This is a genomic window from Pseudomonas sp. CCNWLW23, from assembly GCF_037095675.1.
Classification (GTDB): domain Bacteria; phylum Pseudomonadota; class Gammaproteobacteria; order Pseudomonadales; family Pseudomonadaceae; genus Aquipseudomonas; species Aquipseudomonas atacamensis.
On sequence record NZ_JBAWKM010000003.1, the window covers coordinates 155,265 to 177,699 of the forward strand.

Below are 22,435 nucleotides of genomic sequence, written 5' to 3' on the forward strand. Positions count from 1 at the left end.
GGCGGCTATTCGCGAGCAGGCTCGCTCCCACAGGATCTCTGTAGGCGTGAGCCTGCTCGCGATGCTTTCAACGATTAATTGGTTTGCGCTCCCTGGGCAATCCAGGCACCGATCAGGTCACGTTCCTGCTGGGTCATCTGGGTGATGTTGCCCAGTGGCATGATCTGCGTAGTGATGGCTTGCGCCTGAATGCGCGCGGCGTTCTGGCGGATCTGCTCGGGGGTGTCGAACATCACACCGGCCGGGGCTGCGCTGAACAACGGGCTGGTCGGCTTGGACGAATGGCACACCGTGCAACGCTCTTGAATCACGTTGTGCACTTTGTCGAAACCGGGGCCGGCATTCGAGGCTTGCGCGGATGCCGCCGCAGGGGCTGCGGGTGCCGCAGGTTGCGCCGCTTCGGCCGGTTTCGCGCCACCGCCCAGTGCCGTCTCCGGCAGCGGTTGGTACTCGATTTTCGCCGGTGCCTTGGCCACTTCAGGTGCAGTCGACATCGGCGTCGGGCCGGTGACGTAGGCCAGGCAGATCATGCCCACCGCTGCCACCGGCAGGGTCCAGGCAAACTTGTGGCTGTCGTGACGGGTGTTGAAGTAGTGACGCACCAATACCGCCAACACCGCGATCCCGGCCAGGATCAACCAGTTGTACTGGCTGCCGTAAGTGCTCGGGAAGTGGTTGCTGATCATGATGAACAGCACTGGCAGGGTGAAGTAGTTGTTGTGACGCGAACGCAGCAGACCCTTGGCCGGCAGGGCCGGATCCGGCGTGCGGTTCTCGGCGATCGCCGCGACCAGTGCCCGTTGCGCCGGCATGATGATGCGGAACACGTTGCCGACCATGATGGTGCCGATGATCGCGCCGACGTGCAGGTACGCACCACGACCGCTGAACACTTTGCTGAAGCCATAGGCGGCGGCAATGATCAGCACGAACAGGATGAAGCCGAGCAGGGCGGGTTTCTTGCCCAGGGCCGAATCGCAGAGGAAGTCGTAGACGAACCAGCCGACGATCAGCGAGCCGATACCGATGGCCACGCCTTCAGGACCGCTGAGGCCGCTGCCGGGTGCCACGAGGTAGAGCACCGGGTTGGAGTAGAACACCACGCACAGCAGCGCGATCCCCGACATCCAGGTGAAGTAGGCTTCCCACTTGAACCAGTGCAGGTTGTCCGGCATGGACGGTGGGGCCAGTTTGTATTTTTCCAGGTGGTAGATGCCGCCGCCGTGGATCGCCCACAGATCACCGGCCAGGCCGGTTTTCGGGTTGACGCGGTTGAGGTTGTTCTCCAGCCAGACGAAGTAGAACGACGCGCCGATCCAGGCCACGCCAGTGATCATGTGAACCCAGCGCACGCTCAGGTTCAGCCATTCCAACAGATGTGCTTCCACAGTCTTTACCTCTCGCCTGTCACTCTTGTTGTCGAGTGATCAGACCTTCTCTTATTGGTGGGGGGCGAGGATCAACCGCTCATCCTCTTTGAAAAAATGCTCATCGCAGTTATTGCCTGTGCCACTGCGATCAACCACCAGGAAGTCATCCCGCTTTTCGATCGTCAGCACCGGGTGGTGCCAGACGCCGCGATGGTAATTGATGCCCTGCCTGCCGTTGGTGACGAAGGCGCGGACCAAGCCTGATACAGGTGCATCGCCAACTGGCGCGACCACGATCAGAAAGGGGTTGCCGAGCAGCGGAATGAAAGCCTGGCTGCCCAGCGGATGGCGTTCCAGCATGCAAACGGTCAGCGGCATGTCCTGCGCGTCGGCGCGGAAAATACTGATGATCGCGTTGTCCTCAGGCTGAGCGGTTTCGACCGTCGCCAGTTTGTGGAAGCGCATGGTCGAACCGTTGTTGATCATGAAGTGATCGCTGCCGTCGGTTTCGATCACGTCACCGAAAGGGGCGAAGGCTTCTTTGGTCAGCGGTTCAATCGTCAATGTGCGCATGCTGTTCTTCTTTTCGTTGAGTGATCGTTCCCACGCTCCGCGCGGGAATGCAGCCCGTGACGCTCCGCGTCACATCCAAAGCGGACGCAGAGCGTCCAGTGATGCATCCCCACGCAGAGCGTGGGAACGATCAGTGCAGTGTTATTTAGCCACCTTGCCGAGTACACGCAGGCGGCTCACGCCACCATCCGGGAACACGTTCAGGCGGATGTGGGTAATCGGGCCGAGTGCCTTGATCTGCTCTACGAAGGTGTGTTCGGCGTGCATTTCCAGCTTCTGGCTTGGCAGCAGTTCGCGCCAGAACAGCGACTGGGTTTCGATCTGGCTGTCGGTGCCGCCCTTGACGAACGCGCCCTGGATCGAGCAGGTGTCCGGGTAGTTGCCTTTGAAGTGCAGGGTGTCGACGACGATTTTTTCGATCTCGCCCGGATGACCCAGCGCGACGATCACCCAGTCATTGCCCGGTGTGCGACGACGCGCGGTTTCCCAGCCGTCGCCCATATTGATGCCACGGCCCGGGTTGAGGATGTTGCTCATGCGGCCGAAGTGTTCGTCGGAGCAGGCGAGGGCGCGGCCACCATTGAGGGCTGCTGCCAAGTCCACTTGCTCGTTGTCGCCCACAGCGGACCAGTCGCGGAACGGAATGCCGTATACGCGCAGACGGGCAACACCACCGTCCGGGTAGATGTTGAAGCGCAGGTGGCTGAACGCTTTGTCGTTGCTGATTTCGTGGTAGTGGTGGCTGTTGCCCTGCAACTCGACGGCCGACAGCACTTCGGTCCACTGGGTGTTTTCATCCGGCTCGCCCGAGGCCAGGAAGCACGCTTCCAGCGAGGCCGATGGCGGGTAGTTGCCGGTGAAGAATGAAGTGTCGATGTCCACGCCTTTGATCGAACCCGGCACGCCCAGACGGATCACCGCGCTGTCGAAACCTTCGAAGCGCTTGCGGCGCGACTCCCAGCCGTCCATCCACTTGCCGTTGTCATCGAACACGCCCTCCTTCCATACGGCCGGGGTCGGTTGGAACAGACGATTGGCGTCTGCGAACCAGTCATCGGTGACCGAAATGATCTTGGTGCCCAGACGGGCGTCGGCCAGGTTGACGTATTTTTCGAAAGGTACGGCGTAAGCTTTCATTCTTCTTGTCTGCCTTTGATAAGTTGGCTGGGGATGCTCGCAGGGCCCTGGGCGTTTGCGCGTTCATTCACGCTCGGGCCAGGCTTGCTAAAGAGTCAGTAAACGGAACAGGGCAATCTTGTTGATCTCCGCCAGCGCGCATTTGAACTCGGCTTCCACCGAATTGTTGATGCGCGTTTCGAACGCCGCGAGGATCTGATGCCGGTTGCTGCCTTTTACCGCCATGATGAAGGGAAACTTGAACTTGGCTTTGTAGGCGTCGTTCAGCTCGGTGAAGCGCTGGAACTCTTCGGCCGTGCATTGGTGAATACCGGCGCCAGCCTGTTCATTGGTGCTGGCTTCGGTCAGTTGGCCCTGGACGGCAGCTTTGCCGGCCAGGTCCGGGTGAGCGTTGATCAGGGCCAGCTGGCTGGCATGATCGGCGCTCAACAGGATATCGCTCATGCGCTGGTGCAGGGTTTCGATCTCGTCGATCGAAGCGTCCGCACCGAGGTCGTAGGCCTTTTCGGCCACCCATGGCGAATGTTCGTAGATGTCGGCGAAGGCTTTGACGAAAGCGTCGCGGCTCAGGGTCGACGGTTGCAGGGTTTGAAAGCGGCTCATTTTGCAGTCCCTTGGTACGGGTGGGTTTCTTGCCAGTGACGCGCGATGTCGACGCGACGGCTGAACCACACCTGTTCATGACTTTTGGCGTATTCGATAAAGCGCTTGAGCGAAGCGAGGCGACCAGGACGGCCGATCAGGCGGCAGTGCAGACCGATCGAAAGCATTTTCGGCGCTTCGGCACCTTCGGCGTAAAGCACGTCGAAGGCGTCTTTGAGGTATTCGAAGAAATCGTCACCCTTGTTGAAACCCTGCACTTGCGTGAAGCGCATGTCGTTGGTGTCGAGGGTGTAGGGGATCACCAGATGCGGCTTGCCGGTCGGGTTGTTCGGCTCCCAGTAGGGCAGGTCGTCGTCGTAGGTGTCGCAGTCGTAGAGGAAACCGCCTTCTTCCATGACCAGGCGACGGGTGTTCGGCCCGGTGCGGCCGGTGTACCAGCCGAGCGGACGTTCGCCGGTCAGTTCGGTGAGGATGCGGATCGCTTCGAGCATGTGCTCGCGTTCCTGCGCTTCATCCATGTACTGATAGTCGATCCAGCGGTAGCCATGGCTGCAGATTTCATGGCCGGCCTCGACCATCGCACGGATCACGTCCGGGTGACGCTGGGCGGCCATGGCCACGGCGAAGATGGTCAGCGGAATATCTAATTCCTTGAACAGCTTCAGAATCCGCCAGACGCCGGCGCGGCTGCCATACTCGTAAAGCGATTCCATGCTCATGTTGCGCGCGCCTTGCAGCGGCTGGGCAGCGACCATTTCGGAGAGGAAGGCTTCGGATTCCTTGTCGCCGTGCAGAATGTTGCGCTCGCCGCCTTCTTCGTAATTGAGCACGAAGGACAGGGCGATCCGGGCATTGCCCGGCCAGTGTGGGTGAGGAGGGTTACTGCCGTAACCGATCAGGTCGCGTGGGTAGTCAGCGCTCACTGCAGTCTTCCTTCTTGTACGTTGACAGATTGGTGTGGCGGCCTGGCAGGCTGGCGTCACAGCGATGGGCTGATTGTATACAACTTTATTTACATTTTGTAAGCCTGAATTTTCGCATTTTTCACCGGCTGTCATCTTTTGCTGCTAACGGTTCCAGCCTGCAAGAAACCTGCCTGACCAGTCAGCTAATGAATAGAAGGTTCAATGATCAGGCGCTTTGCCTGCGAATTGACGACAAAGGCCCGGATGGCGGGGGTGAAGCGAAAAATGTCGTTTTTATTGTGTACAATTTTTTTGAAAAGTGTCTTAATCAGTCGCTCGCCGCAGCGTTTCGTGCTCTGAAACGGTGCGGTCTCCTTTTCAACTGACTTCGGGAGGCGCGAAGTCTGACCGCTTGTTGCGGCCAGGCGCGCAGAATCAATGGGACGTTTGACAACACACGTTTTGGACGCTGCACACGGTTGCCCGGGCAGCTCGATCAAGGTCGAGCTGTACCGCGTTGAAGGATCGCAGCTGGAATTGGTCGCCAGTGCGACAACCAACAGTGATGGCCGGGTCGATGCGCCGTTGCTGCAAGGCGACGATTATCGCACTGGCGTTTATCAGGTGCAGTTCCATGCCGGCGATTACTACCGCGCCCGTGGCGTACAACTGCCCGAGCCGGCGTTTCTCGATGTCGTCGTACTGCGTTTCGGCATTTCCGCCGAGCAGGAGCACTATCACGTGCCCCTGCTGATTTCGCCTTACAGCTATTCCACGTATCGGGGCAGCTGACCCCCAAGCAGCTGCCCCCACCGGGAAGCGACTGCGCATATAGCTTCTTTGGTCTTTCGCCCGCTCACACTGCGGGCTTTTTTTATGCGTTTTTACGGCGCAACTGCCGGCGCAGTCGAGTCTCGGGTCAACGCTCGCGAATAATGAACACCGAGTCTGGCGTGGACGCGACCTTCAATACGCCTCCTATCAGCCATACCACCTTGTTCCGCGTCGCTGCATCGGTCAGTGCGGTGAAGGCGTCCTGACCGATTCTGGCGGGCAAGCTCGGTTCTGTCAGTTCGTTGCCAGGAACGTGAGTCAGGCCGGCTTGACTGATTGCTCCCAGTTTCAAAAAGAAGATTTGATCGTGACCGGCGCGTTTGAATACCAGCGTCGGCATTCTGTGTTCATAGGTCAGTGGAAACAGCTCGTAACCACAGCCGACCAGCAACGCGCCGAGCAATCGCCGCAGATTCAGATCTGATGGATAGGTCTTGTAATGATTCCAGGCGGAGGAGAAGTGCTGTGGATCAAAGGTCAGGCGTTGCAATTCGCTGTCGGTCTGGGAAGGCATCGGGATAAGCCGCTTGCCCCCCAGGTCGATGTCTGGCGCTATGGCGAGCATATTCAGCGGGTCGGCAAAGTCAGGTGCTGTGGAAAACGGCAGTTGCTTCCATTGATGCAAGACGGCCTGAACGTTGATCAGGCCGGTGCCGGTAATCGTCGGGGAATGATCGGCGAGTTCGAATAACCTGCGGGCAACGGCTGTCGTTGTCGCTTGCGAAAAATCAGGGAACGCGCGAGCGACGGACGTTGCTATCGGCTCTTCGAAAAAGCGTTTGCCCGGATGGACTTCACCTGGATCGCTGCCGATTCGAAACGTCGCCACCGGCTGTTGCTCGGGGGCGTTTTTCAGCATGTTCTCGAAAGCGTCGAAACCGCTCGGGAAAAACTCGGGATGACATACGAAATACACGGTGGGCGCCGTATTCGAGCCAACCGGAACGATTGGATAATGCAGCCAGCCAAGCTGTACCGATTCGGTGTGCGCAGGTTTGTTCAGATGCCCCCAGGGAAGCCAGAAATACGGCGTCTGGTCGTTGTCAGAGGACGGATTGGCTGTCGCCGCGGTTAGCGTTTCTACGGCTTCGGCAAGTCGGGGACGCTTGCTCGGGCCAGGTGTTGCCTGATCGGTCTGTTCGCCTGGCTGGCTGGATTGGGCTGGCGTTTGCGATGGCTTCGCCCCTGGCGGTTTTTGTCGCCAGAAAACAGTGCCGGGGATTTGCTCGAAGAAAACGTCGGGTGCATTGCTCGTCGAGGCAAACGCTTGTTGGTATTCGCCATCCTTGTTTTTGCGCACCATGACCGTGCCGTCCACCGTCGTTACGAAGGTCTGCCTGAGTCTGTTGTATCGAAGGCCCTCCGTTGCCAGCTCAGGCTTGCTCAGCGTCATGGCGTCGGCAGGCGAGATGTATGAGGGCAGGTTGGGGGTGGCGGATGCAGGCCGGTTGGATAGCCTCTCGGGCCGCCGGATCTGCCAAGTCGTCTGACCCTCGAGGCGCGTCAGGGGCAGGCCGGGCACACCGGGTGCGAAGGTCAGAGGCACATGATAATTGCCTTGCCCGTCCTGCTCGACGACGAACTGGCCTTCATTAGCGATCTGAGCGTACGTGCGCTGATCCGGTCCGGTGAACAAACCTTCGTTCTGCGCCACTGGCACCAGTTCGTGGAAACGCTCTTGCGGCCAGGCGATTGCGTTACGAGTGGCGCTGAAGTTTTCCGTTGCATCCGGCAGGGCGTGAACAGTAACCGTGGGCGGTGTGCTGGCTGCGGCAGATGTGCTTGCCGCTTGACTGACGGCCGGTGAATCGATGCCCAGAAGCAGGGCGTCAGGCATGTCCAGGCCCATACGGCTGACGAGAGGCGGTGAGCCGGAATGTCCAGCATCGGGGGCATTGGGTGGTTTTACTGCAGGGACTTTTTTGGGTGACTTGGCCATGGGGAATGCTCGGTAAAAGAGCGCGCAGACGCGTGCAAATGCCGCGTAGACAGCAACGCTCGAAAAAATGGGTTTATTGACGAACGACCGGCGAACTACGCGGGAGGCACTTTCATCACAGAAACGGGGCCGAAAATGTTGGTTTGGTGGTTGCAGCGATTCACCACCCTTAAAGCAGACTTTTCGATGCGGGATTTGTCGGCACGCAATACCCAGCCATGCGCGGCAAAGTTGTAGCCCACGCGCGCGGTCTGGTCGTTAAGGCAGATAATGTTCCAGGCTTTGACTTCGTCATTGGCCAATGCGGCAAGAGCTTGCGGGAGTGCTTTTGAGGCGTCGGGCTCTTCGAAAAAACGTGCATCGAGACCATCCAGATAGACACGGTCAAAGACCAGATCGACCGTATGTACAACTCCACCGGTGGTAATAACGCGGATATGGTCTATCAAGTCCTCGCTTTCATAGACAGGCAGATAAAAAGTGGTAGTGCCGATGGAGAGCCGGTTTTCTTCCAGTTTTATATCGACTTCGCCGAGCTGCGTTGCATCAAGTTCCCAAGTGGATGAGTAGGGAAGCCGCTCTTTGGCATTGGCGAGCGCGCCAGGAGTCGAGAGTCTGATAGTCATGTCAGGCAGTACGTGGATGAGATAACTCGCACCCACTCCTTCATAGGCGTCCATGCTGGTTTGCACGGCCAGTGGTATCGGCATTGCGCAACTCCTCAAAGTGCCAAGCGAGTAACCCGCTTTCTCAGGCAGCGCATAAAAGCACTGTCGAGAACGACCCGTGAGTGGCACTTTCATCTGGGTTACCCAATGCCTCGAGACCGAGAAGTCAGTAAAGGCTGGCGGGATGTCGGTTTCCGTTGTAAGACCAGCGTTTGCAACGACACCGTCCCTGAAAATCAACACATAACGGCCGAACGGTCGAACGGCCATGGTTCGCAGGATCTTGGTGATATTGTCGTGATCGTCCTCGTTACGCGCAGCCGAGTAATAATTCAGCTTGATGGTCTTCGCGCCGAAGTGATAGACGAGATGGCAACCGACAGTCAGTCGGTATGACTTGGGTTTCTCGGAGAAAAAATGCGCCTCGGCTTTTGTCAGCTCATCACTGGTGAAGTCCAGATATATCCGGGTTATGACATCCGGACGTAAAACCGCGTAGAAAGTGTTGGCCTTGCCGGTTCTCGGTACGTAATAGCTCGCTTCCTTGCGATGTCGGATCCAGCATTCCGGCGCATAAATAATGATCGGTGTTACCGGTTTGCCACGTTTGACGAAAATTTCCGGTATATCAGCGGTGTGGCCATCCGGGATTGTTTCAGGCAGGTCAAGCCTGAAATGGCAATCATCACTGGTTATGAAAATCAGATTTTTGTTGCTCAGCTTTCTCTTGCCTTCGTATTTCTTGTAAACGTCATGAATGGTCAATACGTTTTTGGGATTGTCTTGAATTTCGAAGCCTGAGCGGATGACCAGGTCATTGCCCTCGATAGCCCAGGACTCAATCAGGTCCTTGCGCCAATTCATGACGATATAACTGGTCTGTTCACCATCATCGATGATGGAAAAACGACCAGCCACATGCGCAATGTAATATTGATCCGCACCGGCGCCTCCCGACGCTTTTGCTTTTTCGTGGGAGAGGAATATCTGATCGTCTCCGGCGCCAGCTTCAATGATGTCGCTGCCCCGTGATTTGATGACGTTGTTTTGCGCAGTGCCGGTTACTACGCTTGCTGCGCGATGGACTGTTTCAATATTTTCGATACTGTCCAGCAAACTGTGCAGGATGGATATCTTGTTATTCTCGGCATCGACATCGCTGGTGATGATCTGCAATGTTCCGGCCAGCAAATCTATGTCATAGCCAGTTCTGTTCGTATCACGAGAGGAGTAATTGCCGCCAAGTACCAGTGTGTCATTTCCTGCGCCGCCGCTCAGCGTTGAATATTCTGCAACATGGTTGTCCTTTTCGAGGAAAGCGGCTGCGTTCTCAAACAGGAACTGGTCATTGCCTTCACCGCCCGACAGTTGTTTTTTTCCTGACTTGTAATAGAACGTGTTGGGCTTTTTTTCTACACCTTTGATCGAGTCGTTACCCTCGCTGAGAAACCACAGAATGTTTTTGCCCTCTGCCGCAACTCCCAGTTCCGCGCCGGGTGTATCTTTTGTAACCCCTGCGCTTGCATCAATGATGTCATCGGTGCCTACCACTTCAGGGACATTGACCGACTCCCACGCATCCTGTTTGGTCCACCAGTTTCGTTTCCAGACCCGCGTCGGTTTCAGGCGTACATCAAACTTGCCATTGACGATGGCTTCGGTGCTCTCTTTCAAGGGGCCATCGAGTAGCGTTCTCGCGGTCTTTTTTAACTGCAATGAGTGTTGAAGTAGTGTTTTGGCCTTGATATAGCGGTTTTGAACGCTTTCGTCGACGTCCATCATGCAGAACGAAAACCATCCGCTACGCCACCGCTCATCAACGGTTAATTCGATGTAGTCATCTATGTCGTCAACAATCCGTACCGCACCGTAGACCTGCGAGCCAATGGCGAGAATCGCGCCGGCGGCAAGCCCGACGGGCCCGGCAAAGGAGAAACCGGCCATCGCGGCAGTGCCGAGAATGACGGTCATGGCTGCACTGGTAATGCTCAGGCCAGCGCTGACGTAATGATCCATAGCCTCTTTGCCGGTGGCATTCTCAGCGGCGTTCATGGACCTGACGGCGGTAAAGATGTCGAAGGGCAGCGTCAGCATGCCGCCGACCAGACCGCCCGATCGACCCAGTCTGAGTGCGAAGCGTGTTCTGGCGAAGTCCCGGTAAGCATTCTGTCCGGCTGTGAGCATCTGCGTGGCTATTTTACTGACCGTGACATCGGCCGCGATGGAGGCCAGTTCCGATGCAATGCCCGCGCTGTTTATTGCTACTTCAGCACGGTTATCGGCTTTGATCGCATCGATTACGCCACGAATCCCGATGAAAATGCCGAAGCCCTGGATGCCCAGGCTGGAGCCCAGCGTCGCGTAGCTTTTGGTCAATGCCGCCCAGCGGGGATGATGTCTGGGGACGTGCACATGTTGTAGATCGAGCGACTGTGCTGCGCTCAGAAGTTTTACCAGTTTGTCGCGGTAATTGCCGGCTACCTTTTCATTGGCATTGTTTTCCCCCAAGAGCTGAGGGGCGCCAAGCGGGCGCTGGCTGGCCATTTCAAACAGGAGCGTGGGTAACAAGTAGCTATCGCTGCCCGTTGAAGTTTTCAGAAAGTGTTCAATTTTATTGGCGTCGAACTGCAGGCTATTGATAAAAGAAAGTTTGGGTCGGCGAAAGAAGCTGTTCTTGCCATTCAATGGCTGGCCGTCAATGGTCGCGCCTAGTCCGTCGAGTGCGGTACGGGTAATCGAAATATCGCCAATTTCCAAAGGGCCGAACACTTCGTCCACCATTTGCAATTGACTCGATTTTCCATTGGTTTGGCCATGGTCGATGGTTGAAGGCTTGTATTCGTTGGACGCATAGCCCAAATCCATAATTATGACGGTATCGGAAACAGGTTGCGTGTCGGCATGTATTGCAGGGTCGGTTTGTGCTGCTGCTTCGCGTATAAGTGTGGCCATTAGAACTTCCTTGTTCCGGCAATGGTTGTTAAGGCCGAGGATATTACGTTGGCCTTTCGAGACCTGTATATCGAAGGGTTGTTGCTTTCTATTGCATATCAGGGATTGGATGTTGCTCGCACTTAATTGATTCATGAACAACATGATCCTGCCCGAGATCCATTCCGGCAGGATAATCAATAGTTACGCTTTTCAGTCAGTGGCTGCCAAGCAACGACGCCGCGCCAGCACCACCAAACAGTCCGGCACTCACCCGATTGAACCAACTCTGGCCTTTGCCGCTGCGCAAATACCGTGCGGCACCATTGGCACCCAGACCGTAAGCCAGTTTGCAGCACAGATCGAGCACTACCCAGGTCGCAATCATGATCAGTAACTGCGGCAGAAACGGTTGGTCTGCGCGGAGGAACTGTGGCAGAAACGCGGCGAAAAACAGGATGTCCTTAGGGTTGCTCGCACCCAGTACAAAAGCGCGTCCGAACAATGTGCGAAAACGCGGCACCGGTGCGGCTTCGGGTACTTCGGCGCCAGTCGATGGCTGACGCGACTGCTGCCAGCTCTGCCAGGCGAGATAAAAAAGGTACAGCGCACCGATGATTTTCAGCGCGCTGAACAACTGTTCCGAGGCCAGCAACAGAGCGCCAAGCCCCAGTGCCGAAGCGCTGAGCAGGCAGATCGAGGCGATCACGCCACCCAGGAACGCGGGGTACGACCTGCGTAAACCGTAATTCAGACTGTTGCTGATCATCAGCAATGACAGTGGCCCCGGGATCAGGATCACCACCAGTGCAGCGCCACTGAACAGCAGCCAGGTTTCCAGACTCATCGTTTTGCTCCTTTGTTGTTATCGGGATGTGCAAAAGCCCCACCGGTGAGGGTGAGGCTGGTTTGAAGCCTGAACCGCGCAGCGCTTACAGGAAGATGAACTTGGCGATGAAGATCGCGCAGAGCACCCACAGGCTGACGGAAATTTCCTTGTACTTGCCGGTGCCGGCCTTCAACGCGACGTAGGTAATAAAGCCCAGCGCGATGCCGTCGGCGACGGAGAAGGTCAGCGGCATCATGATCGCCGTGACAATCGCGGGAATGGCGTCGGTCGCCTCGTCCCATTCGATGTGGGCCATGCCGCCCATCATCAGCATCGCCACGTAAATCAGGGCACCTGCCGTGGCATAAGCGGGAATCATGCCAGCCAGCGGTGCGAAAAACATGGCCGCTATAAATAACACACCCACGGTGACGGCGGTAAGACCAGTCCGACCACCAGCGGCTACGCCGGCGGCACTTTCCACGTAACTTGTCACTGGGGGCACGCCAACCACGGCGCCGAATACGCTGGAGGCGCTGTCGGCCTTCATGGCTCGTGAAAGGTTCTCGATGCGACCGTCAGCGGCGACAAGGTTGGCGCGCTGGGCCACGCCCATCAGCGTGCCGGCGGTGTCGAACATGTGCACGAAGAGGAACGCCAGCACTACGCTGATCATGCTGACGTTGAACACGCCGGCGACGTTCATTGCCATCCAGGTCGGCGCCAGGCTCGGCGGCGCGGACATGATGCCCTCGTAGTGGACGAGACCCAGGCCCCAACCGGCGAGGGTGACGGTGATGATGCTGATCAGGATCGCGCCGAATACGCGGTGGTAACTGAGGATCGCGATCATGAGGAAGCAGATCGCGGCGAGCAACGGGCCGGGTTCGCGCAGCGAGCCAAGTTTGATCAGCGTTGCCGGGCTGTCGACGACGATGCCGGCAGTCTTCAGCCCGATCAGGCCCAGAAACAGACCGACACCGGCGCCCATGGCAAACCGCAGGCTGACCGGAATGCTGTTGAGCAGCCACTCGCGAATCCGCGAAAAGGTCAGGAACATGAACAGCACGCCGGAGACGAACACCGCGCCGAGGGCGGTTTCCCAGTTGTAGCCCATGGTGCCGACTACGGTGTAAGTGAAGAAAGCATTGAGGCCCATGCCCGGCGCCAGGCCGACCGGCCAGTTGGCGTAGAGCCCCATCAACAGGCAGCCCAATGCGGCAGCGATACAGGTGGCGACGAAGGCTGCACCGTGATCGATGCCGGCATCGGCCATGATGTTCGGGTTGACGAAGATGATGTAAGCCATGGTGATGAAGGTTGTCAGACCGGCAATCAGCTCGGTCTTCACCGTGGTGCCATGCAAGCTGAGTTTGAACAGACGCTCCAGCAGGCCATTGCGTAATGGCGGCGTGAGCTCGAGCGGCGGTGCTTCGGATTTGCGGCTTTCCACAGCGAGTACTCCTCAAGAGTTTTATTGTTATTTCCAGGGCCGGACCCATGAGGGGTGGCAGCGGCCCTTTGAGGCATACGCGAATTTGTTGACCGTGTAGTCAGGAACTCGCACGCAGTGGATTATGCTTTTGTGTACAAATAAAGCAAATATTGTTTTGGTTTTTGTCGCCGATTTTTTTGCTGATAGGGATATATGGCCATCCAGGATGGCTTCGCGAGCAGGCTCGCTCCCATCTTTGTAAAGCGTTCCCATGTGGGAGCGAGCCTGCTCGCGAAGAGGACGGTCCTGTCACACGAGATGCGTCTGACTGCCCCCAAGCGCCAGATTCACCGCCAACCACCCATTCACCGCCGCTTCCCCAGCCTCGGCAAACACCCGCTCAAGCAATTTCACCTGCTCACGGCGCAACGCCTGCTCGAACTTCGCGCCTTCCGCGGTCAGCTCAAGCAGGCGCTTACGCTTGTCCGTCTGTGAAGCGACGCTGTCGACCAGATGCATTTCTTGCAACTGGCGCAGGGGCATGTTCAACGCTTGTTTGCTCACGCCCAGCAGGGCCAGCAACTCTTTTACACTCAGGTTCGGATAGCGCGCGATGAAAAACACGATGCGCTGATGCACCCGCGAGAGTCCGCGGCGCTCGAGCATTTCATCCGCCTTGGCCGTGAACGCCTGATAGCCGAAGAAGAACGCTTCCATGGCCTGTTGCTGACTAGTGGGGTTTTTAAGGTCAAGCATGTTGACGTACTCGCTCAAGCTGTCGTAGTTTCAGTCAACCAGTTTGACTCATTTTTTACCTGCCTCGCTACGGTGACCACCATGGCTTTTTCCGAACGTGTCTCGCGCCTGAAAAGTTCTTTGATCCGAGAAATCCTCGCCGCCGCCCAGCGTCCAGAGGTGATGTCGTTTGCCGGCGGTTTGCCCGCTGAGACGATGTTGCCGAAGGTGGAGTGGGACGAGATGCCGCTGTCGCTGGGGCAGTACGGCATGAGCGAAGGCGAGCCGGCCTTGCGCGAGGCGCTGGCGGCAGAGGCGAGGGCGCTGGGCCTTGAATGCGAGGCGAGTCAGGTGCTGGTGGTCAGCGGCTCGCAGCAAACCCTGGATCTGGCGGCCAAGCTGTACATCGACAAGGGGACGGAAATTCTGTTGGAGGCGCCGACTTATCTGGCCGCGCTGCAAATCTTCCAGCTGTTCGGCGCCGATTGCCTGACTGTGGCGCAGGAAGCCGACGGACCTAACCTGGCGCAACTGCGCAAACGTCTGGAACAACACCGCCCGGCGTTTATCTACCTGATCCCGACGTTTCAGAATCCTTCTGCCGTGCGCTACAGCGAGGCCAAGCGTGCAGCGGTCGCGGCATTGCTCGATGAATTTGGCGTCACGCTGATTGAAGATGAGCCATACCGCGAACTGACTTTCGATGGTGGCAACGCGAAGCCGATTGCGGCGCGTCTGAAAACAGCCAGCTGGATCTACACCGGCACCGTCTCGAAAACCTTGCTCCCGGGTTTGCGTGTCGGTTACTTGATCGCCAGTCCGGATCTGTTCCCGCACCTGCTCAAACTCAAGCAATCGGCGGACCTGCACACCAATCGCATCGGCCAGTGGCAGGCGCTGCAATGGATCGGCTCGCAGAAGTATCAACAGCATTTGAGCGAGTTGCGGGATTTCTATCGGCAGCGGCGCGACGCGTTTCAGTTGGCGCTGGAACTGCATTTTACCGATCTGGCTGAGTGGAACATGCCCCAGGGCGGGCTGTTTTTTTGGTTGACGTTGAAGCAACCGCTGGACACCCGGTCATTGCTCAATGAGGCGTTGGCCAATGATGTGGCATTCATGCCCGGTGAGCCGTTCTTTCCTGAGCCGGACAAGCATCATGGGCATTTGCGCTTGAACTTCAGCCACATTGATCCGGCGCGGCTGGATGAGGGGTTGAAGCGGTTGGCGGCGGTGGTGCGGCGGGCGCAGATGGAGAGGGCGGCCTAGCAAAAACGCCGGCTCAAGGGCCGGCGTTGTCAGTGCGGGCCTCTTCGCGAGCAGGCTCGCTCCCACAGGACGGGATGCGTTTCAACGGTGGGAGCGAGCCTGCTCGCCAAGGCGGCTAGCGCTCCAACCCATTAAAATCAGACCGCCGCAAACCGCTTATCCAGATAATCGATAATCACCTTGGATTCATACATCCAGGTGGTTTGCCCATTCTCTTCGATACGCAGGCAAGGCACTTTGATTCGGCCACCCTGTTCCAGCAGAGTCTGGCGATCCTGCTCGTTGTTCTTCGCGTCTTTCAGCGCCACCGGCACATTCAGACGATGCAGGGCGCGGCGGGTTTTCACGCAGAACGGGCAGGCGTGAAACTGATACAGCGTCAGATCTTTCGCGGCAGCGTCGACTTGCGCCTGAGCAGCAGCGGGGCGCTTTTTCTTGCCTGGACGGGTGATGAAGTCGATGAAGATAACCAGTTGGCCGAGGCCGACACGAAGCGCTTTGACGAACACGTTGAAAGCCTCACGGTGCAAATGAAGAAAGGCGCGCAGCTTACCCGATTTTTCACAGGCGAAAAAAAACCGGCGATCAATGCCGGTCCTTTTCTGTTGCGAATTACTTGATGAGGCTGAGGAATTCGCTACGGGTCGCCGCGTTTTCACGGAATTCACCGAGCATCACCGAAGTGATCATCGACGAATTCTGCTTTTCGACGCCGCGCATCATCATGCACATGTGCTTGGCTTCGATCACCACGGCCACGCCCAGCGCGCCGGTCACTTGCATCACGGCATCGGCGATCTGGCGGCTGAGGTTTTCCTGAATCTGCAGGCGGCGCGCGTACATATCGACGATCCGCGCAACCTTCGACAGGCCCAGCACTTTGCCGCTCGGGATATAGGCGACATGCGCCTTGCCGATGAACGGCAGCAGGTGGTGTTCGCACAACGAATACAGCTCGATGTCCTTGACCAGCACCATTTCGCTGTTGTCGGAGCTGAACAGGGCACCATTGGTGACCTCTTCGAGCGTCTGTGCATAACCACGGCAGAGGTACTGCATGGCTTTGGCGGCACGCTTTGGCGTGTCGAGCAGGCCCTCGCGGGACACGTCCTCGCCCAATTGGCCGAGAATCGCGGTGTAATTCTGTTCCAGGGACATGAAACTACCTGTGGGGATTTTCGCAAAGGGCAAGGGTACGGTGGCGGACACAACCCTGCAAGTTCGGTGTGACGGCTTTATTCGTCGCGGCCTTCCATCATCGTCCGTTTCAGCATCACATAAACCGCGCCGGCGCCGCCGTGGCGGGCCTGGCAGGAGCAGAAACCGAGCACTTGCGCATGCTGGCGCAGCCAGGTGTTGACGTGGCTTTTGATCATCGGCCGCTTGCCATCCAGGCGCACAGCCTTGCCATGAGTCACGCGTACGCAGCGGATTTCGAATTTGGTTGCTTCGGCGAGAAAGGCCCAAAGCGTCTCCCGGGCCTTTTCCACGCTCATGCCGTGCAGGTCGAGACTGCCTTCGAACGGGATCTGCCCGACCTTGAGCTTGCGCATCTGGCTTTCCTGCACGCCGTCGCGGGACCACATCAGCTCGTCTTCCGGGCCGACGTCGATCACGAACTGGTCGGACAAGCCGTCAATGATGGTGGTGTCGCTGCGCACGGTGGCGGACTGACGCAGCTTGGCGATCTGCGCGCGGTCAGCCTTGGGTTTGCCGGTGTCGGCGCGGTCGTGCTTGATCGGCTTGACGCCCTGGATGGCACTTTTGAACAGAGAAAAATCGTCGTCTTGCATGTCAGCCTCCGCGAAGGGCGGCCAGTTTACCCAAGTCGACAGAAAACGGCCCGGCAAAAAGCCAGGCCGTTGGGTCAGTCGTGTTTTTTCATCAGATGCGGGGACATGTTCAGTTCCCGCGATTGCCGTGCGCGACGGCGGCAGCGGCGCCACAGAGCAACGCCGAAGTACAGAAACAGCAAGCCGACGGCAAGCATGATTGCCGAGCCCAGCGGTGATGCGTTCAGGTCACCCAGCGCCGGCGGGCGGCCGAGCAGGCTGGCGGCGCCGGCCATCGCCAGCAGCACGCCGAACGTCGCCAGAATGGCCGAGATCGCCGCGCCAAATCGAAAACGCCAGTTGCTTTGGCCTTTGGGCCGCAAACGGCGTGCGTCAAATCCATCGGATAACTTCATTCCGACCTTCCTCAATGGTATCGGCCCTTCGACCGGGAGTTGACCGGGTTGTTCCTGAGGCTATGGCATTTGCGGCAAATCAGCGGATATAGCGGATGAGCGGCGCCAACGCACCGCTCACAAGGGCAGGATCAGATCAGGTCCTGAGTCTTGGCCAGCGTGGCGAAGTTGTCGGCCATGATCGCCATTTCCGCTTCCTGCACGCGTTCGGCGCTGAGCACGCCGCCCTTGAACGGCAGATCGCGGGTCGCGCAGGCGTCTTCGACCAGGGTGCAGCGGAAACCGAGGTTCTTCGCCGCGCGCACGGTGGTGCTGACGCTGGAGTGACTCATGAAACCGCAAACGATCAGATCCAAAGAGCCGAGGTTCTGCAGGCGCTCGAGCAGTTCGGTGCCATGGAACGCGCTCGGCAGCAGTTTGCCGATAATGGTTTCATCGCCTTGCGGTTCGAGACCGGGGATGAATTCGCCGCGTTCGCCCTGCGGGTCGAACAGGCCACCAACGGTGCCGAGATGACGCACGTGCACGATCGGCCGACCGGCGGCACGGGCTGCGGCAACCACTTGTTTGATGTTCGCGACGGCCGCGTCCATGCCGCTCAGGGCCAGCGGGCCACTGAGGTATTCCTTCTGGGCATCGATGATGACCACGGTGGCATGGCTCAGGGTGGCCGCTGCGTAACCGCGACCGCTGAGTTGAAACATCGTTTTTGGAACGGACATTCTGGGGCTCCTCGGGGTGGGGCTTTTGCGACATTGTCCTCTGGCTGAGCGGTTCTGTGAATCGCTACCATCGTAGGCGCCGTCGTTCTTGGCCTGCAGCCTTGTCAAGTTACACGTTCCGTTCAATGCCTGATGCAAAAAAAAGAAAACTCCTACCGGAACCGCGTGGTTTTTCCTGCGTCGTCGTCGCGCGTTTTGGCTGCTAGAATCGCCAGTCGTTTTTTCTGGAGTTCTACGCCGTGATCACTTCCCGACTTCGTACCCTGCGCGACCATATCCGTTGGGCCGTCAGCCGCTTCCATGGGGAGGATCTGTTTTTCGGTCATGGCACCGACAACGCCTGGGACGAGGCGCGCCAGTTGGTACTGGGCGCTTTGCACCTGCCTTGGGAAATCGCCGACAGCTATCTTGATTGCGCGCTGGAAGATGACGAACTGGTCAATCTGCAGCGCTTGCTCAAGCGCCGCATCGAAGATCGCGTTCCCACCGCCTATCTGCTCGGCGAGGCGTGGTTCTGCGGCATGTCGTTCATCGTCGACCCGCGCGTGCTGATCCCGCGTTCGCCGATTGGTGAACTGATCGAAAACCGCTTTGCACCGTGGATCGGCAACGAACCGGCGCGGATTCTCGACCTGTGCACGGGTTCCGGCTGCATCGGCATTGCCTGCGCTTTCGAATTCCAGAATGCCGAAGTGGTGCTCGCGGACCTGTCGTTCGAAGCGCTGGAAGTGGCCAACCAGAACATCGAGCGCCATGGCGTCGATGAGCGCGTCTACACCGTGCAGGGTGATGGTTTCGATGGCTTGCCGGGTCAGCGTTTCGACCTGATCGTGTCGAACCCGCCCTACGTCGACGCCGAAGATTTCGCCGACATGCCGGACGAATATCAGCACGAGCCGGAACTGGGCCTGGCCTGCGGTGATGATGGTCTGAATCTGGTCCGGCGCATGCTCGCCGAAGCGGCGGATCACCTGACCGAGAAAGGTTTGTTGATTGTCGAGGTAGGCAACAGCCAGGTGCACGTCGAGGCGTTGTACCCGGAAGTCGATTTCGCCTGGCTGGAGTTCCAGCGCGGCGGGCATGGCGTGTTCATGCTGACCGCCGAGCAGTGCCGCGCGCATCAGGCCCTGTTCGCGTCCCGCGTCTAAGGTTGTGACAGATCGTTCCCACGCTCCGCATGGGAACGATCAGTACGCGCTCAAGCCCTCAGCGGTGTGTAGCAATCCAGATCAACAACCCCGCCTGAAACACCGCAAACGCCACCAGACACGTAATGGTGAAACGCAACCCGGCATCTTCGCGCTTGAACTTGCTGACTTTTTCTTCCTGCTTCTTCAGCTTCACTTCCTGCTCGGCGAGATTCTGTTCGGCCTGCTGCAGCATCTGCGCGGCTTCAAGAATTTCGACGATCTGCAGCTTTTCGCTGTTCCAGTCACCGAGCAGATCACCGACCTGCACCGCCTTGATGCTGCCTTTCAAATGCTGGGCATCGGCGTAAGCCACATCGAAACCGTGCACGCGCAGGAAATGGTCGCGACGCAAGCGAGTGTCTTCGTTGAGCGCGTCCTTGTTGTTCAGGTCCATGCCTTCAACGGTGTAGCCGGGCCAGCGCTTTTTCGCCCAATTGATGCCTTGCGCAGCCATGAAGCGGCCGATACCGCGATTCAGCGGTTCGATCTGCAAGCCACTGTCGGGACCGAAACTCACTCGTTTGCTCGCGTGGTCGACCCACACATCGAGATGATTCTGCTCTTTGCGCACGCGCTGGTTGGGCAGCTTGATCGCCATGCGCATCAGGCTGCGCTCTTTGCTGTTGCGCTCGGCGTAACCGAATTCGACAAAGCGCAACGGCCGGCCGCCGGTGTTGCGGTCGGTCTGCAGCGGCGCCAGGCGGAGCATCTTGTGGTGCTCGGCCTGAACGTCCGCCCACGGCAGTTCGACCGCTGGCGATGCGTCTTTTTCAGCGCTGGTGTCGGGTGAAGTCTGGGTTTCAGTCATAACGGCGAGATCCTGTCCAAGCCCTGCTTGCCGCCAGACGTTGCGCTGGCGACAAAGGCTTATCGGCCGTTTTCTGTGAGGCTGGAGGGTAAAACGCAGTTAACTTGCACGAATTCCGTCAATAAATTCGATGACGGCGGCGCCCAGTTCGGCGGCCAGGGGCAAATTCGGGTCCTTGTAGGAGGCCAATTGCCGCTTCATGTCGTTGTGGACGATGCGCAGCACATGATTCATGCCTTCGATCACCGTCAGTTGCGCGTCCGGTTTCGCCGCCTTGAGCAGCTTCGCGTCCTCGGTGCCGACCTGAATGTCGTTGCTGCCTTGAACGATCAGTGCCGGCATTTTCAGCTGGGCAAAGGCTTGCGCCGGGTCCTGACGGAACAGCGAAATCAGGTAAGGCTGCACGCTCGGGCGAAAGATCACCTGCAACGGTTGCGGCACGTTGTCATCGGTGTGGCCGGCCTTGAGACTGTCGAGCAGTTCGTTGCTGCGCAGCATCAGTGGCGGCGGCAGGCTGCGCGCCAACTGTTCGCGGATGACCTGATCGACCGGGCGCGCGCTGCCGGACAGCGAGATCACCGCCGCTGCGTCCAGCTTCGGCGCGGCGAGACTGGCAATCAGCGCGCCTTCGCTGTGGCCGAGCAGAATCAGTTTGCCGAAACGCGGATCGGCCTTGAGCTTCTGCCCCCACGCCACCGCGTCCGCCGCATAGCTTTCTACTGACAGATCACGTTCATCGGGAGCGGCCGCCAGGCTCGCCGCAACGCCACGCTTGTCGTAGCGCACGCTGGCGATGTTGTGTTTGGCCAGCACCCAGGCCAAGCGCTTGAGGCTGTCATTGCGCCCGCCGTCGGGGTTGTTTCCGTCGCGATCTGTAGGACCCGAGCCAGAAATCATCAGAACAATCGGCACCGGGCTGTCGGACTTGGGCAGCAACAGCGAACCGAAAAGTTCGCCGCTGCCGGTGTCCAGAGTGACCGGGCGCTGTAGGACTGTCGCTTGGGCAAAGCCGGTAAAGAGGGTAAGACTCAAGATCAGAACTCGCAGCATCATCACGCCATCATTGGTCAAGGTGCCGGTTGGACTCGCCAGCACCACTAAGGTTCGAGGATGAACTACTCGGTTAGCCTGCGTATACTGGCGCGCATCAAGAATTCGGGTTTGATTTCACGGAGCGTCCTGCATGTCCGGCAATACCTACGGCAAGTTGTTCACTGTCACCACCGCTGGCGAAAGCCATGGTCCGGCGTTGGTCGCCATTGTCGACGGCTGCCCGCCGGGCCTGGAGATTTCCTTGGAAGATCTGCAGCGCGACCTCGATCGCCGCAAGCCTGGCACCAGCCGCCACACCACCCAGCGCCAGGAAGCCGATGAAGTCGAAATCCTCTCCGGCGTGTTCGAGGGCCGCACCACCGGTTGCTCGATCGGCCTGCTGATTCGCAACACCGACCAGAAGTCCAAGGACTACTCGGCGATCAAGGACCTGTTCCGCCCGGCACACGCCGATTACACCTATCACCACAAATACGGCGAGCGCGATTATCGCGGCGGTGGCCGCAGTTCGGCGCGGGAAACCGCCATGCGCGTAGCGGCCGGTTCGATCGCCAAGAAGTACCTTGCGAGTCAGGGCATCGTCATCCGCGGTTACATGAGCCAGCTCGGCCCGATCGAAATACCGTTCAAGACCTGGGATTCGGTCGAAGAAAACGCCTTTTTTAGCCCTGACCCGGACAAGGTCCCGGAGCTGGAAGCGTACATGGACCAGTTGCGCCGCGATCAGGACTCGGTCGGGGCGAAGATCACCGTGGTCGCCGAAGGCGTGATGCCGGGCCTTGGCGAGCCGATTTTCGATCGCCTCGACGCCGAACTGGCCCACGCGCTGATGAGCATCAACGCGGTCAAAGGCGTGGAAATCGGCGCCGGTTTCGCCTGTGTCGCCCAGCGCGGCACCGAACACCGCGATGAACTGACGCCGGAGGGTTTCCTCAGCAACAACGCCGGCGGCATCCTCGGCGGCATCTCGTCCGGCCAGCCAATCGTTGCGCATCTGGCATTGAAACCGACCTCGAGCATCACCACCCCGGGGCGTTCGATCGACGTGAATGGCAACCCGGTCGACGTGATCACCAAGGGTCGTCACGACCCTTGCGTCGGTATCCGCGCGACGCCGATCGCCGAAGCGATGATGGCCATCGTGCTGATGGATCATCTGCTGCGCCACCGTGGGCAGAACGCCGATGTGCGCGTGAGCACGCCGGTGCTGGGCCAGCTCTGATGGCTGCGCTCAAAGCCGTCGCGG

The 22,435-nt window shown here is 58.5% G+C and carries 21 protein-coding genes; 4 read left to right on the plus strand and 17 right to left on the minus strand.

Annotated elements, in window-relative coordinates:
- Positions 1 to 74: 74 nt before the first annotated feature.
- From V8J63_RS06095 to puuE, 5 genes are all read right to left on the minus strand, one after another.
- Positions 75 to 1,388 (minus strand): urate hydroxylase PuuD, encoded by a 1,314-nt coding sequence (locus tag V8J63_RS06095; RefSeq protein WP_130902538.1) that lies wholly within the window; start codon positions 1,386 to 1,388, stop codon positions 75 to 77.
- Positions 1,389 to 1,439: 51 nt separating this feature from the next.
- Positions 1,440 to 1,943 carry an ureidoglycolate lyase gene (locus V8J63_RS06100; protein WP_093103207.1) on the minus strand — a complete coding sequence of 168 codons (504 nt, stop codon included), beginning with the start codon at positions 1,941 to 1,943 and terminating at the stop codon, positions 1,440 to 1,442.
- Between the two features lie 141 nt (positions 1,944 to 2,084).
- Entirely contained in the window at positions 2,085 to 3,080 is a 996-nt protein-coding gene (gene alc, locus V8J63_RS06105) for an allantoicase (protein WP_016773759.1), read from the minus strand.
- Between the two features lie 87 nt (positions 3,081 to 3,167).
- Positions 3,168 to 3,683 (minus strand): 2-oxo-4-hydroxy-4-carboxy-5-ureidoimidazoline decarboxylase, encoded by a 516-nt coding sequence (uraD, locus tag V8J63_RS06110; protein WP_016773760.1) that lies wholly within the window; start codon positions 3,681 to 3,683, stop codon positions 3,168 to 3,170.
- Positions 3,680 to 4,606 carry an allantoinase PuuE gene (gene puuE, locus V8J63_RS06115; RefSeq protein WP_336463756.1) on the minus strand — a complete coding sequence of 309 codons (927 nt, stop codon included), beginning with the start codon at positions 4,604 to 4,606 and terminating at the stop codon, positions 3,680 to 3,682. Before puuE ends, uraD begins: the two co-directional genes overlap by 4 nt.
- A 420-nt stretch (positions 4,607 to 5,026) precedes the next feature.
- Between puuE and uraH the strand changes: the two genes are divergently transcribed.
- Entirely contained in the window at positions 5,027 to 5,380 is a 354-nt protein-coding gene (uraH, locus tag V8J63_RS06120) for a hydroxyisourate hydrolase (RefSeq protein ID WP_024012214.1), read from the plus strand.
- A gap of 127 nt (positions 5,381 to 5,507) precedes the next feature.
- Here the strand turns inward: uraH and V8J63_RS06125 are convergent, their stop codons facing one another.
- The 5 genes from V8J63_RS06125 to V8J63_RS06145 form a co-directional block, all read right to left on the minus strand.
- Positions 5,508 to 7,361 (minus strand): hypothetical protein, encoded by a 1,854-nt coding sequence (locus V8J63_RS06125; RefSeq protein WP_130902536.1) that lies wholly within the window; start codon positions 7,359 to 7,361, stop codon positions 5,508 to 5,510.
- Positions 7,362 to 7,456: 95 nt separating this feature from the next.
- On the minus strand, positions 7,457 to 11,116 hold the full coding sequence (locus tag V8J63_RS06130; RefSeq protein ID WP_336463757.1) for a calcium-binding protein: 3,660 nt from the start codon (positions 11,114 to 11,116) through the stop codon (positions 7,457 to 7,459).
- Positions 11,117 to 11,177: 61 nt separating this feature from the next.
- Entirely contained in the window at positions 11,178 to 11,807 is a 630-nt protein-coding gene (locus tag V8J63_RS06135) for a LysE family translocator (protein WP_016773765.1), read from the minus strand.
- A gap of 85 nt (positions 11,808 to 11,892) precedes the next feature.
- Entirely contained in the window at positions 11,893 to 13,242 is a 1,350-nt protein-coding gene (locus V8J63_RS06140) for an NCS2 family permease (RefSeq protein WP_024012217.1), read from the minus strand.
- 291 nt (positions 13,243 to 13,533) lie between these two features.
- Positions 13,534 to 13,980 (minus strand): MarR family winged helix-turn-helix transcriptional regulator, encoded by a 447-nt coding sequence (locus V8J63_RS06145; RefSeq protein WP_336463758.1) that lies wholly within the window; start codon positions 13,978 to 13,980, stop codon positions 13,534 to 13,536.
- 81 nt (positions 13,981 to 14,061) lie between these two features.
- On the opposite strand from V8J63_RS06145, the gene V8J63_RS06150 reads away from it, so the two are divergent.
- Complete coding sequence (locus tag V8J63_RS06150; protein ID WP_336463759.1) at positions 14,062 to 15,228, plus strand: aminotransferase-like domain-containing protein; 1,167 nt, start codon at positions 14,062 to 14,064, stop codon at positions 15,226 to 15,228.
- A 137-nt stretch (positions 15,229 to 15,365) separates the two neighbouring features.
- Here the strand turns inward: V8J63_RS06150 and V8J63_RS06155 are convergent, their stop codons facing one another.
- The 5 genes from V8J63_RS06155 to V8J63_RS06175 form a co-directional block, all read right to left on the minus strand.
- Positions 15,366 to 15,737, minus strand: coding sequence for a glutathione S-transferase N-terminal domain-containing protein (locus tag V8J63_RS06155; RefSeq protein ID WP_071171524.1), 372 nt, complete (start codon positions 15,735 to 15,737; stop codon positions 15,366 to 15,368).
- A 103-nt stretch (positions 15,738 to 15,840) separates the two neighbouring features.
- Positions 15,841 to 16,386: a GTP cyclohydrolase I FolE gene (folE, locus tag V8J63_RS06160; RefSeq protein WP_016773769.1), complete on the minus strand. Its 546-nt coding sequence runs from the start codon at positions 16,384 to 16,386 to the stop codon at positions 15,841 to 15,843.
- A gap of 77 nt (positions 16,387 to 16,463) precedes the next feature.
- The gene (locus V8J63_RS06165; RefSeq protein WP_016773770.1) at positions 16,464 to 17,021 is read right to left on the minus strand and encodes a Smr/MutS family protein; all 558 of its coding nucleotides are present in this window, start codon (positions 17,019 to 17,021) and stop codon (positions 16,464 to 16,466) included.
- 74 nt (positions 17,022 to 17,095) lie between these two features.
- Entirely contained in the window at positions 17,096 to 17,416 is a 321-nt protein-coding gene (locus tag V8J63_RS06170; protein ID WP_016773771.1) for a hypothetical protein, read from the minus strand.
- A gap of 131 nt (positions 17,417 to 17,547) precedes the next feature.
- Positions 17,548 to 18,138, minus strand: a complete 591-nt coding sequence (locus tag V8J63_RS06175; RefSeq protein ID WP_016773772.1) for a cysteine hydrolase family protein — start codon at positions 18,136 to 18,138, stop codon at positions 17,548 to 17,550.
- A gap of 239 nt (positions 18,139 to 18,377) precedes the next feature.
- Between V8J63_RS06175 and prmB the strand changes: the two genes are divergently transcribed.
- Entirely contained in the window at positions 18,378 to 19,286 is a 909-nt protein-coding gene (gene prmB / locus V8J63_RS06180; RefSeq protein ID WP_130887536.1) for a 50S ribosomal protein L3 N(5)-glutamine methyltransferase, read from the plus strand.
- Positions 19,287 to 19,344: 58 nt separating this feature from the next.
- On the opposite strand, the gene V8J63_RS06185 is transcribed toward prmB, so the two are convergent.
- Positions 19,345 to 20,136, minus strand: a complete 792-nt coding sequence (locus V8J63_RS06185) for a hypothetical protein (protein ID WP_130887535.1) — start codon at positions 20,134 to 20,136, stop codon at positions 19,345 to 19,347.
- A gap of 99 nt (positions 20,137 to 20,235) precedes the next feature.
- Complete coding sequence (locus V8J63_RS06190; RefSeq protein ID WP_125927483.1) at positions 20,236 to 21,189, minus strand: alpha/beta hydrolase; 954 nt, start codon at positions 21,187 to 21,189, stop codon at positions 20,236 to 20,238.
- A 130-nt stretch (positions 21,190 to 21,319) separates the two neighbouring features.
- Between V8J63_RS06190 and aroC the strand changes: the two genes are divergently transcribed.
- Entirely contained in the window at positions 21,320 to 22,411 is a 1,092-nt protein-coding gene (aroC, locus tag V8J63_RS06195; RefSeq protein ID WP_336463760.1) for a chorismate synthase, read from the plus strand.
- Positions 22,412 to 22,435: the final 24 nt, after the last annotated feature.

What these genes read in the sequence shown, in the direction of transcription:
- V8J63_RS06165 (WP_016773770.1), bottom strand. Translation starts at nt 17,021, where the DNA reads ATGCAAGACGACGATTTTTCTCTGTTCAAAAGTGCCATCCAGGGCGTC.
- V8J63_RS06135 (WP_016773765.1), bottom strand. Translation starts at nt 11,807, where the DNA reads ATGAGTCTGGAAACCTGGCTGCTGTTCAGTGGCGCTGCACTGGTGGTG.
- alc (WP_016773759.1), bottom strand. Translation starts at nt 3,080, where the DNA reads ATGAAAGCTTACGCCGTACCTTTCGAAAAATACGTCAACCTGGCCGAC.
- V8J63_RS06100 (WP_093103207.1), bottom strand. Translation starts at nt 1,943, where the DNA reads ATGCGCACATTGACGATTGAACCGCTGACCAAAGAAGCCTTCGCCCCT.
- V8J63_RS06190 (WP_125927483.1), bottom strand. Translation starts at nt 21,189, where the DNA reads ATGATGCTGCGAGTTCTGATCTTGAGTCTTACCCTCTTTACCGGCTTT.
- uraH (WP_024012214.1), top strand. Translation starts at nt 5,027, where the DNA reads ATGGGACGTTTGACAACACACGTTTTGGACGCTGCACACGGTTGCCCG.
- uraD (WP_016773760.1), bottom strand. Translation starts at nt 3,683, where the DNA reads ATGAGCCGCTTTCAAACCCTGCAACCGTCGACCCTGAGCCGCGACGCT.
- folE (WP_016773769.1), bottom strand. Translation starts at nt 16,386, where the DNA reads ATGTCCCTGGAACAGAATTACACCGCGATTCTCGGCCAATTGGGCGAG.
- V8J63_RS06170 (WP_016773771.1), bottom strand. Translation starts at nt 17,416, where the DNA reads ATGAAGTTATCCGATGGATTTGACGCACGCCGTTTGCGGCCCAAAGGC.
- V8J63_RS06145 (WP_336463758.1), bottom strand. Translation starts at nt 13,980, where the DNA reads ATGCTTGACCTTAAAAACCCCACTAGTCAGCAACAGGCCATGGAAGCG.
- aroC (WP_336463760.1), top strand. Translation starts at nt 21,320, where the DNA reads ATGTCCGGCAATACCTACGGCAAGTTGTTCACTGTCACCACCGCTGGC.
- V8J63_RS06150 (WP_336463759.1), top strand. Translation starts at nt 14,062, where the DNA reads ATGGCTTTTTCCGAACGTGTCTCGCGCCTGAAAAGTTCTTTGATCCGA.
- V8J63_RS06185 (WP_130887535.1), bottom strand. Translation starts at nt 20,136, where the DNA reads ATGACTGAAACCCAGACTTCACCCGACACCAGCGCTGAAAAAGACGCA.
- V8J63_RS06125 (WP_130902536.1), bottom strand. Translation starts at nt 7,361, where the DNA reads ATGGCCAAGTCACCCAAAAAAGTCCCTGCAGTAAAACCACCCAATGCC.
- V8J63_RS06175 (WP_016773772.1), bottom strand. Translation starts at nt 18,138, where the DNA reads ATGTCCGTTCCAAAAACGATGTTTCAACTCAGCGGTCGCGGTTACGCA.
- V8J63_RS06130 (WP_336463757.1), bottom strand. Translation starts at nt 11,116, where the DNA reads ATGAATCAATTAAGTGCGAGCAACATCCAATCCCTGATATGCAATAGA.